10 protein-coding genes are annotated in these 10,735 nt (G+C 68.6%); 2 read left to right on the top strand and 8 right to left on the bottom strand.

The window, feature by feature from the left end:
* The 8 genes from ACIRDX_RS16535 to ACIRDX_RS16500 all read right to left on the bottom strand — a co-directional run.
* Window positions 1-448, bottom strand: a 448-nt coding sequence (locus ACIRDX_RS16535; protein WP_396626541.1) for a PHP domain-containing protein, incomplete at its 3' end; no start/stop codon positions are given.
* A gap of 55 nt (window positions 449-503) precedes the next feature.
* Window positions 504-1,889 (bottom strand): TIGR03013 family XrtA/PEP-CTERM system glycosyltransferase, encoded by a 1,386-nt coding sequence (locus tag ACIRDX_RS16530; RefSeq protein WP_396626540.1) that lies wholly within the window; start codon window positions 1,887-1,889, stop codon window positions 504-506.
* A 6-nt stretch (window positions 1,890-1,895) separates the two neighbouring features.
* On the bottom strand, window positions 1,896-2,906 hold the full coding sequence (locus ACIRDX_RS16525; RefSeq protein ID WP_396626539.1) for a polysaccharide biosynthesis tyrosine autokinase: 1,011 nt from the start codon (window positions 2,904-2,906) through the stop codon (window positions 1,896-1,898).
* Window positions 2,903-3,991 (bottom strand): ExeA family protein, encoded by a 1,089-nt coding sequence (locus tag ACIRDX_RS16520; RefSeq protein WP_396626538.1) that lies wholly within the window; start codon window positions 3,989-3,991, stop codon window positions 2,903-2,905. Before ACIRDX_RS16520 ends, ACIRDX_RS16525 begins: the two co-directional genes overlap by 4 nt.
* A 6-nt stretch (window positions 3,992-3,997) precedes the next feature.
* Complete coding sequence (locus tag ACIRDX_RS16515) at window positions 3,998-5,581, bottom strand: Wzz/FepE/Etk N-terminal domain-containing protein (protein WP_396626537.1); 1,584 nt, start codon at window positions 5,579-5,581, stop codon at window positions 3,998-4,000.
* A gap of 6 nt (window positions 5,582-5,587) precedes the next feature.
* Window positions 5,588-7,021, bottom strand: a complete 1,434-nt coding sequence (locus ACIRDX_RS16510) for a hypothetical protein (RefSeq protein ID WP_396626536.1) — start codon at window positions 7,019-7,021, stop codon at window positions 5,588-5,590.
* Entirely contained in the window at window positions 7,018-7,521 is a 504-nt protein-coding gene (locus ACIRDX_RS16505) for a polysaccharide biosynthesis/export family protein (protein ID WP_396626535.1), read from the bottom strand. The genes ACIRDX_RS16510 and ACIRDX_RS16505 overlap by 4 nt, the downstream gene beginning before the upstream one ends.
* 143 nt (window positions 7,522-7,664) lie before the next feature.
* Window positions 7,665-8,735 carry a sigma-54 interaction domain-containing protein gene (locus ACIRDX_RS16500; protein WP_396626534.1) on the bottom strand — a complete coding sequence of 357 codons (1,071 nt, stop codon included), beginning with the start codon at window positions 8,733-8,735 and terminating at the stop codon, window positions 7,665-7,667.
* A 374-nt stretch (window positions 8,736-9,109) separates the two neighbouring features.
* Here ACIRDX_RS16500 and ACIRDX_RS16495 point away from each other — a divergent pair, with 374 nt between their 5' ends.
* Complete coding sequence (locus tag ACIRDX_RS16495; protein WP_396626533.1) at window positions 9,110-9,811, top strand: ABC transporter ATP-binding protein; 702 nt, start codon at window positions 9,110-9,112, stop codon at window positions 9,809-9,811.
* A 7-nt stretch (window positions 9,812-9,818) separates the two neighbouring features.
* A partial coding sequence (locus ACIRDX_RS16490; RefSeq protein WP_396626532.1) for an ABC transporter permease occupies window positions 9,819-10,735 on the top strand: 917 nt, incomplete at its 3' end.

The raw sequence follows: 10,735 nt of genomic DNA, 5'->3' as shown, positions 1-10,735 counted from the left end.
CGACGGTCGTGACGTGGCCCGCGGTGATGAGCGCCTGCGCGATCTGCGGGCGCGCCAGCGACTTGCCGCTGCCGGCCGCGGCCTCGATCATCGCGTCCCTGTCCACCGGCGCCCCGAGCCGCTCGAGGCGGCTGGCGATCTCGAGGGCGCGATTGACGCGTTGCTGCCGCTGGGCCGCCAGCATCGGCTGCAGGCCCGGCGCATCCTCCGGGAGGAAGTACGCCAGCATGTGCACGTCCTTGCCACCGTGCACTGACGTGATCTCGATGCCGGGCAGGCACGTCATGCCGCGGGCTGCCGCCGCCTTCTGCGTCGGCACCACGCCGGCCATCGTGTCGTGGTCGGTCACCGCCATCGTCCGGATGCCCTTGTCCCAGCAGCGCTGGACGAGGTCTTCGGGCGTGCAGCGTCCGTCGGACGCCGTGGTGTGCATGTGGAGGTCGATCACGAGCGGGACTCCTTGGTCGTGGCGCACACCGCGTCGGCGGCGCCTGAAGCTCTGGTCACTGGCCGCGCTTGAGCACGACGGTCTGCACGGTCTTGAACAAGACGAACAGGTCGAGGCTCATCGAGAGGTTCTTGATGTAGTAGAGGTCGTACTGCAGCTTCTCCATCGAGTCCTCGACGGAGGCGCCGTAGGTGTAGGACACCTGCGCCCAGCCGGTGACGCCAGGCTTGACGCTGTGCCGCTGGCCGTAGAACGGGATCTGCTCGGTGAGCATGCGCACGAACTCCGGCCGCTCCGGGCGGGGGCCCACCAGGCTCATCTCGCCCTTGAGCACGTTCCAGAGCTGCGGGATCTCGTCGAGCCGGGTCTTGCGGAGGAAGGCGCCGATCGGGGTCACGCGCGAGTCGTTGCGCTGCGCCCACACCGCTCCCGTGCCGGCCTCCGCGTCCGAGCGCATGGACCGGAACTTGTGCACCGTGAACGTGCGTCCGTGCTGCCCGACGCGCTCCTGGTGGTACAGGGCCGGACCGTGCGACGTCATGCGCACGGCGATGGCGACCACCGCCATGACCGGGGCGGCGAGGATCAGCCCGAAGGTCGCCGCGAGGATGTCGGCCGCCCGCTTGACGGTCGTGAGCACGGCGCTCTTGCGGAATCCTTCCGAGAAAATCAGCCAGCTCGGACGCAGGTTCTCGAGGGCGATCTTCCCCGTGTACTGCTCGTAGACCGACGCGAGGTGGTCGAAGACGACACCCGACAGCTTCATGTCGAGCAGCTTGTCCATCGGCAGCTTGCCGCGGGCATCGGCCAGGCTGACGACCACCCGGTCGACCATGTGCTCGTGCACGATGGCGGGAATGTCGTCGATCGATCCGATGACGTGTTCCTGCCCCTCGAGGGGCCGGATCCCTTCGGCGTCGACGAAGCCGATGATCTTCACGCCCAGTTCGCGTCGTCGTCCTCGCAACTCGGCCGCGAGCGTCAGGGCCGCCGTGCCGGTCCCGACCACAAGCAACCGCTCACGCGGGCCGACACGCCCGGCGACCCACTCGAAGGCGAAGCGCCACCCGGCGACGAGCGACACCACGGCGGCGGCCGCCAGCAGGAAGACGCCGCGGCCGATGACCAGGACCGGGAACCAGTAGTACAGGGCTGCGAGGACCAGTGAGGCCGCGCCGAGGGCCTGGAGGACCCGCACGAACAACTCGCGCCGGTCGGCGACCACGCGCAGGTCATAGAGTTCAGCGTAGTACAGGCACAGCTGGCAGACGGCGACCACCAGGGCGATCTTGAGCAGCGTCCCGGTGGCGTCCGGCCCCTGCAAGGCGTCTGCGCCAAGACGGACGCTGGTGGCGACAGCCATCGCCGCCATCAGGAGCGCGCTTTCGAAGAGGATCAGGACGGCGTTGCGCCACGTGATCCGCTGGAGCAGTGCGGCCACGTCGGATCAGCCCTGCCGCCGCGAGCGCGACTCGATGTAGTAGTCCGCGTAGTAGCCGGACCGATGCTCTGACAGTCCCTCCTCGGCACGGTTCAACACCACCCCGGCGATGCGGTGGCGTCCGATCGCCTCGGTCGCCCGCCGGACCAGTTCGTAGGGCGTCGCCGTGGCGCGCACCACGAGCAGCGCCACGTCGACCATCGCGGCCAGGAGGTTGGCGTCGGTCATCAACCCCACCGGCGGCGTGTCGATGATGACGAAGTCGAACGTCGACCGTGCCTCGTCGAGGAGCTGCCGCATGCGATCGGACGTCAGCCCACCCAACGGGTCGGCGTTGGGCGCGCCGGCGGTCATCAGGGTCAGCCGCGGGGTCACCTGCACCAGCGGGGGCGGCTCACTACCGGCGAGGATGTCGCCGAGCCCCTTCATGGCCACGGTGTTGAAGACCTGGTGGAGCGCCGGCCGGCGCAGGTCAGCGTCGATGAGCAGCACCGAGCGACCATACGAGGCACTCAGCACCACGGCCAGGTTGGAGGCCGTGAGCGTCTTGCCCTCGCCGGCGACCGCGCTGGTCACCATCACCACGCGTACGCCCCGGTCGACCTGCAGGTGGTGGACGAGCGCGCCGAGGCGGCGATACTCCTCGACGACCTGGGCCGGCAACTCGCCGCCAACGATCTTCTGCTGAAACAGGCGCCCGACACGCAGGCCCTGCGCCTCGGCCTCGGCGGGCACCAGGGCCGGTACGGTCTCCGCGGTCGCCGCGGACTGCTGCGCCTCGGACGGGAGCAAGGCGACCGGTGCCGCCTCGGTGGGCGGCGAAGGGGCGACGGCCCACGGGTCGTCGATGTCGACCTCTGGTGCCGCTTCGGCAGGGCCGGCCTCCATGACCGGCTGAGCGGGCGCTTCCTGTGGCGCGAGAGCCCAGGGATCTTCCGGGACGCCGTCTGCGTCGGCCGGCACAGGCGTGGGTGCAGACTGCTGGACTCTCGACAGGGCCTGTTCGATGCGACTCATGCTCGGTCTCTGAAGGTGAGGAACGACAAGGGACGCAGCAGCCACCGGATCCACGACCGAGCCTCGGACTCGGGCTCAGGTTCGGATGCCGGGGCCGCAATGGCGCCAATCGGCACGACGCGCGCGTCAGACAGGATGCCCGGGGGCGCCACTGGGGGCGCCACCGCGGGCGCCACCACCGCGGGCGCCACGGCGACAGCTGCCGCGGGCGGTGCGGTCGATCCGACGGCCTGGGCGGCCCCGGCGGCCCCGGGGGGCAGCGTCGCGGACAGCACGGGCAGGTCGAAATCAAGGCACACGTCGCGGATGATGTCCTGCCCGACCGGGCGCACCCCTGCCGCAAACCCGTTCACCAGGGCGTTGTCGCTGATCACGTTGATCAGGCGGGGGATGCCGCCTGACCCGTGATGGATCGCAGTGACGGCTTCGCGCGTGAAGAGATTCAGGCTGTCGCCGCCCGCCAACTGGATGCGCTTGGCCAGGTACGCCGCGGTCTCCCGCAGATCCAGCGGGACGAGCGAGCAGCGCAGGGCGACGCGCTGCTTCAACTGGCGCAGGCTGGGATCGTTCAGCCGATCGGCGAGCTCCGGTTGGCCGAGCAGGATGAGGGGGAGCAGCTTGGTGTCGGGCGTCTCGATGTTGGCCAGCAGCCGAATCTCCTCGAGCAGCTCGGTCGGCAGGCTGTGGGCCTCGTCGATCACCAGCGCCGTCAGCAGGCCCGCCGCGTGGCGCTGCCGGAGCAGCGCCTCGAACTCCTTCAGCATCACCGTCTTGGACTGCGCGGCAGCCTCGCTCAGGCCGAACTCCTGCGCCAGGAACTGCAGGAACTCGAGCCGGTCCATCGTCGGGTTGCGAAGCGTGGCAACCAGGTGCCCCGCTTCACGCCACTGCGCGAGGGCCACGGTGAGCAGTGTGGTCTTTCCGGTGCCTGCTTCGCCGGTCAGCACCGTGAGGCCCTTGCGACCGGCCAGGCCGTACACGAGATTGCCGAGTGCCTCGCGATACCGGTTGGTCAGAAACAGGTAGCGCGGATTCGGGGTGAGGTCGAAGGGCCGCTCACGCAGCCCGAAGAAGGGTTCGTACATGGCGGCCTACCGCCCGAACTTCCAGAAGAGCACGGCGCCCACGATGAACAGGGCGGCCGCACTGGTGGCGGAGAGGACCCAGCGACGCCGGCGCTGCGACGCACGTTCCCCGGCCGTGAGCAGCGTCGGCACGACCGCTACGACGGGGAGCGCGAGCGCCTGCACGATGTCGCTGTCGGAGTGGAACGTCGTATCGCGGTACTCGAGCAAACCGATGAGCACGACGGCCAGCGCCAGGCCCGCCGCGGCGCCCATGGCGGTGGTGCGTACCCGATTCGGGCTGTACGGCGCCTCGGGGACCCGCGGCGCGTCGGCGATGCGGAACTGCTCGCTGACCTGTCGGCGCTCCATGTTCGCCGCCACCTTGGCTTCCTCGCTGCGGGTGACCAGCGTGTTGTAGCGCTCCTTCAGGGTCTCGTAGTCGCGCACCAGGCCGATCAGTTCCGCCTCTCGCGACGGGGCCGCATCGACGCGGGCCTGGTAGGCCGCGGCCTGTCCCTGGCGCACGGCCATGTCCCGCTGCTTGTTGGCCACCTGCTGCGTCAGCAAGGCCTCGCGCTGGCGCAACTCGATCAACCGATTGCGCCGCTGCAGGTCTGCCGAGTTCGCGCGGGTGGTGACGGGCGACTGGGCGCCCGGCGTGACGGGGCGACGCAACTGCGACGCTTGCACCCGCTCCTCGAGGTCGGTGACGGTGCGTCGCTGGCGCACCACGTCGGGATGGTCGGCCGTGAGGCGAAGCTCGAGGGCCTCGAGCGCCGCGCGGGCCTTGCCCAGGGCCTCGTCGTACGGCGTGGCGACGACACCGGGATCGGCGAGGGGCTCGTCGCCCGCGGTCCCGATGCCCATGTCGCTCAGCTCCCGCTGCACGAGCAAGAGCTCGGTGCGGTCGCGGGTGATCGACTCGTTCAGTGCCTGGACCTGGGTCTGGGCGTTCTGCACGGACGTGACGTTGGCCTGGAGCTGCTCGGGCAGCTGCCCACCGAACTGCTTCTTGTACGCCTCGAGCTTCTTCTCCGTCTCCTCGAGCTTGGTGCGGGCCGTGACGACTTCCGCAGCGAGGAACTGGTCGGTGCCCTCGGCGATGGTCTCACGCTGCCGCGCGTTCTCGTCGACGAAGAGGCCCACGAGACGCTCCGTCACGCGGAACGCCGTCCGCGGTTCGGTCGAGGTGTAGGCGAGCGTGAACGACAACCCGTCCGGTCGCCGGCTGGCCGCACGCGCCACGCTCACGCTGATGTCCTTCCGCATCTCGTTGACGACCTCTTCCATGAGGCCGCTCCGGCGCTCCTCCTTGTACAGGTCGAAGTCGAGGATGATGCGTTCGAGGCGGCTACGGCTCAGGACCTCCTGCTGGAGCATCGGCAGTCGCTCGTTGAGTGGCAGCATGACCGTCGGCCGCACCACCGTCGAGGGCAGCTGCGGCGGCGTCACGAGGACCACCGCCGACGCCCGGTAGCGGTTCGGCTGGTACAGGGCGTACACGAGCGAGCCCAGTGCCGCGAGGAGGCACGGAATCAGCAAGTACCACAGTCGGCGTCTGACGACGCTGAGGAGCCAATCCGGGGTGATCTGCTGTGTCGGCAACACGGGTCGTTACCTCTGGCGTACGACGGGAAGCCACACCGTGAGGCCCACCCTGAAGCCCTGGCGCTCGAGGTCGGACGCCGTGAGCAGGGTGGACGCGATGTCGTCGTCGTACGTGTACTGGAAATAGAAGTACTGCGCGAACAGGGCGAGTTTCTGGTTCAGGGCGTACCGGAGCCTGGCGCCGGCGATGCCCGTGTCGAAGTTGCGATCCTGCAAGCCGATCGCGCCGCTCAGATAGCTGGCCTGCACCTGCAGTTCCAGGGAGCGGGTGAGCAACCCGCTCAACGAGGCGGCCACGCGGTCGCCTTCGACGGGCTCCACGAAGCCGTCGATGTAGCCGACGCTGTGGGTATAGGTGACGTCGCCGACCCAGTCGCGCGTGAACGTATGGCGAACCTGGCCCGTGCCGATGAAGCGGAACAGGACACGGTCGGCCGCACTGCCGTCCACGTTCACGCGCTCTCGCACGAGCAAGGTGGTACCTGTCGTGGCCGAGAACTCCGTCTGGCCGCGTCGGATCTGGAACGGCTTGTTGAGCAGGAGGCCGACATCCACGTCGTGGTTGGCCGCGTCGCGATCCTCAGTGACGGTGCCGAAGTATCGGTAGCCGTACCCCAGCCGCGCGGCCAGGAACGTGGTGAGGTCGTAGATGAACGAGCCCCGCGCCTGGACGCGGGCGTTGTCGACGTTGGTGCCGTCCTCGGCTTCGTCGAACCTCGACTGCCCGTACACGCCGAAGAACTGGAGCCGCGCGCGCGGCGTGATGCGGCGCGTGAATGTGCCCGACGTCAGGTACTGCCAGGCCGTGCGATCGGAGGCAAGCGTGGAGTCGTCGGGGCCGCCGCCAATGAGCCCGTCCGGCTCGCCGCCCACCGCGGTGCCCGATGACGGGAAGGTCGGATCGACGGCATTCTGCCCGGCGAATGGGGCCGCGCTGAAGAAGGGCCGATAGAGCAGCACCTGCCTGATGGAGACGCTCGTGCGCGAGTTGAAGGCCTTGGTGAACTCGGCGCTCCCGAAGTGGAACGTCGGCACCATTTCCTGGGTCTCGGTCAGGTAGCGGGCCGACGACGCGCCCCTGGCCGAGAAGAGGCCTGAACTGAAACGCTTGACGTACGTGGCGCTCGTCTGGGAGCCGAGGAAGGGGCCGGACACCCGCGCGGCATTGGGACGCGAGTTCTGGCCGCGGGCAAAGATGTCGTCGTCGTAGCCACCGAAGAACGCCATCGACAGATTCAGCGCCGTGTTGCCCAGCTGTTCCGCGTTCGCGCCGCCGAACTGCGCCGGGAACGGATTGCCCGGATCCCCGCCGCTGGCCCCGCCCGTCGACTGCGCGGCGACGCCCGTGGGGGCGAGGACGCACATCGCGGCCACGAGAGCCAGAACGGCTCCGCGGACGAGCGACACGCCACGGCGAGGGGAGGGGGGGCGTGCGGTCATGGCACCACGATCGTATCGCCGGGCATCAGGACAATGTTCTGGTCCAGCTTCTTGCCCTGGAGCACTTCACCGTAGTTGAACTTGAAGCTCTGGGTCTGACCGTGCTCCGTGCGCATGATGGCGATCTTCTTCGTCTTGGCGAAGTCGCTCGTGCCCCCCGCGATGGCCAGCATCTGCAGGACGGTGGTCGGCTGGGTGATGGGATAGGACCCTGGCCGCAGGACCTTGCCCGTCACGAAGACCTTGCGGCTGTTGATCTGCTTCACGATGACCGAGACTTGCGGGTCGCGGATGTACTTGGCCGCGGCCGTCGTGATCTGCGTCCGCAACTGGTCCGGGGTGAGGCCGGAGGCCTGCACTTCGTTGAGGAGGGGCAGCGTGATCTTGCCGTCGGGGCGCACGGCGACCTCGGCGCTGTGGTTGGGCAACTCCCAGAACACGATCGCCAAGAGGTCGTCGGTGCCGATCACGAACGAGGCATCGACAGGTACACCCTGCACGGCGGGAACCGGCTGTGCCGCTGTCGTCGGGGCAGCAGGCACGGTCGACTGCGCGGCACTCGGGGACGCGGCAGCGGCCATGGCGACGGCGCCAATGAGAGCTAGTGTGGTGAAACGCCTCATGTTCGGGTTCCTCGTGGCCTTCAACGGAATTCCTTGAACGGCAGCTGGCAGTCGTGCTTGCGCAGGAAGTTCAGGAACCGCTTGTAGTCGTTCTGGTCCATGTTGAACATCCTGCACACAATCTTGTAGTTGCCGCGGGCTTCTTCGAGTCCGCGACGCACCAGATCGCGCACGTTCTGCTTGGTGATCTCCCGCTCCATGTAGAGCGGATAGACAGCGGTCCAGAAGGACTGCTTCTCCTCGACCAATTTCCTGTACAAGTCGTCGGCCACCGTGCGCCGGCGCTCGCGGCGCGGTCGCAGGGTCATGCCCCGTTGGGCCTTGATCTCGAGCGGCAGGTCATCCATACGGATGAGCTCGTACCGGCCGGTCACGACGAGGCGCTCGATGACGTTCTCGAGTTCACGGACGTTGCCGGGCCAGGAGTACTCCACCAGGGCCTGGAACGCCTCGGGCTCGAACCCGCGCACCAGGTTGTGGCCACCCAGGGCGGTGTACCGGCGCAGGAAGTGCTCGATCATCAACGGGATGTCTTCACGGCGGTCGCGCAGGGGCGGCACCATGAAGTGGATCACGTTGAGGCGGTAGAACAGGTCCTCGCGGAACTGTTCCTTCTGGATGAGGTCCTGCAGGTTCCGGTTCGTCGCCGCGATGATGCGGACGTTCACCTTGCGTCCGCCGTGGTCGGCGCCGACCTTCTGCAGTTCGCCGGTTTCCAGGAATCGCAGCAGCAGGCCCTGCATGCGCAGGGTCATCTCGCCGACCTCGTCCAGGAACATGGTCCCGGTGTCGGCCGACTCCAGCTTTCCGGGCTTGTCGCGGTAGGCGCCGGTGAAGCTGCCCTTGACGTGCCCGAACAGCTCGGACTCGAGCAGCGTCTCGGGCAGGCCGGCGCAGTTCATGGCCACGAACGGCTTCTCGACCCGCTGGCTGTGGAAGTGGATGGCCCGGGCGACAAGTTCCTTGCCTACGCCGCTCTCGCCGGTGACCAGCACCTTGGCATCCGAACGGGCGATGCGCTGAATCTCCTGCTTCAGCTCCACCATCTGGGTGCTGACGCCGATAAGCGTCGCCGTCTCTGGGTTCTTCATGCGTCTCTGGACCCGTGTGCCCTGCGCGGTCGGCTGCGGTGCCCCCGGTCTTTAATCGGCCTGTCCGGGGATTTCTCGAATTGGCGCGCCCGCAGTCGGCAGTGGCGTCGTTGGGTTCAACGAAAGTCCGCCCGAAAGCGCACGACCGGGCAAACAAAGGCTACCACACGGAAGACTTTGCCACGGCCCAGGCGCGGCTTCCCGACAGTTGCCAATAGGGTTGCCTGATACTGTCTTTCGGCAGTAATGCGCTCGCACATGAGTAGGGCTGCCCCATGCGCGAATCGACTCGGTGGTGTGACCAGTCCTAAGGCGACAGGTGCGGCGCGCCTTCCCAGGTCAGCGAGCCGTGCGAAACCCTCGTGAGCATCGCAATGTTGAGTGTCGAAACGGTGACGAAGCAGTACGAGGGGCAAGAACGCCACGCCGTGGCGGGCGTGTCGTTCGCGGTCGCAGCCGGAGAGTTCGTCGCCCTGATGGGGCCGTCAGGGTGTGGCAAATCCACCCTCCTGCACCTGTGCGGGGCCATGGATCGGCCCGATGCCGGGCGGATCCGCCTCGGAGACACCGACCTGGGGCGCCTCGACGATGACGCGCTGACCCGGGTACGACGGGACCGGATCGGCTTCGTCTTCCAGTTCTTCAACCTGCTGCCCACCCTGACCCTGGCCGAGAACGTCGCCCTGCCCCTCCTGCTGGCGGGCAGCACCCCGGCCGACGCCATGCGGCGGGCGCGGACCCTCGGAGACCGGGTCGGCCTGTCGGCCCGGCTCGACGCGTACCCGGCGCAGGTGTCGGGAGGCGAGATGCAGCGGGCCGCCATCGCCCGGGCGATCGTTCACGAGCCGGCCCTGCTGGTCGCCGACGAACCGACCGGGAACCTGGACTCCGGCAATGGGACCCGGGTGTTGACCCTCCTGCAGGAACTCAACGCCTCCCTCAGCCTCACCATCCTGCTCGCCACGCACGCTCCCGACATCGCCGGGGCCGCGCACCGCACCCTGCAGATGCGGGACGGCGTGTTCGTGCCTGACGCCGGGCCGGTCACGCCCGCGCGCCCGGCTCGGCCCGCCTGACGCCGCAATGCTGCGCCTGTTCAGACAGCTCATCCTCCGCCACCTGCGCGCCGAGGTGCTCAGGACGGCCATCACCGTCGTCGGCGTCGCGGCCGGCATCGCCGTGGTGCTGGCCATCCGTCTCACCAACGCGAGCGCTGTGCGCGGCTTTCAGGCGGCGCTGGACCTGACGTCCGGCCGGGCCGGCCTCGAAATCCTCGGCTCCGGCTTCGGTCTCGAGGAGACACGGCTCCCGGACCTGGACTGGCTCCGCGCGTACGGCGTCACGTCGCCCGTCATCGACGGTGACGTCCTGGCCGTCGTCGGCGACCGTCAGGGGGGAGAGGGGCAGGGGCCGAGGACCGAACTGTTGCGGGTGCTCGGCGTCGACATCCTGCGCGACTTCCCGGTGCGGGACTACGAGGTGGGCGACGCCGGCGCCCAGCCGCCGCCCCAGACGGCCTCGGACATCCTGGGCCTGCTGACCGACCCCTCGGCGGCGGTGATCACGCGCGCCTTCGCCGACCGGCATGGCCTGAAGGTCGGGGATCCGCTTCGGGTCATCGTGAGCGACAAGCCGCGGGAACTGCGCGTCCGCGCGTTGCTCGAGGCCGAGGGACCTGCCAAGCTGCTCGACGGCAATTTCCTCCTGATGGACCTCGCCGCCGCGCAGTGGGCGTTCGAGCGGCTCGGCCGCCTCGATCGCCTCGACCTGCAGTTGCACGACGGCGTCGACCTCGCCAAGGCTGAAGCCGAGATCCGCTCACGGCTGCCGGCAGGCCTCGTCGTGCAGCGTCCGGCCCGGCGCGGTCAGCAGGTCGAGCAGATGCTCGCGGCGTTCCACCTGAACCTGACGGCCCTGTCGTCGATCGCGCTCCTCGTGGGTCTGTTCCTCGTCTACAACGCGGTGTCGGTCTCCGTGCTGTCGCGTCGGCAGGAGATCGG

Source organism: Luteitalea sp. (assembly GCF_044337415.1).
Taxonomy (GTDB): Bacteria; Acidobacteriota; Vicinamibacteria; order Vicinamibacterales; family Vicinamibacteraceae; genus Luteitalea.
This window is presented reverse-complemented; position numbering and strand designations above follow the sequence as displayed.

Coding starts and splice junctions, on each gene's coding strand:
- ACIRDX_RS16525 (WP_396626539.1), bottom strand. CDS start 2,906: ATGAGTCGCATCGAACAGGCCCTGTCGAGAGTCCAGCAGTCTGCACCC.
- ACIRDX_RS16520 (WP_396626538.1), bottom strand. CDS start 3,991: ATGTACGAACCCTTCTTCGGGCTGCGTGAGCGGCCCTTCGACCTCACC.
- ACIRDX_RS16510 (WP_396626536.1), bottom strand. CDS start 7,021: ATGACCGCACGCCCCCCCTCCCCTCGCCGTGGCGTGTCGCTCGTCCGC.
- ACIRDX_RS16500 (WP_396626534.1), bottom strand. CDS start 8,735: ATGAAGAACCCAGAGACGGCGACGCTTATCGGCGTCAGCACCCAGATG.
- ACIRDX_RS16495 (WP_396626533.1), top strand. CDS start 9,110: ATGTTGAGTGTCGAAACGGTGACGAAGCAGTACGAGGGGCAAGAACGC.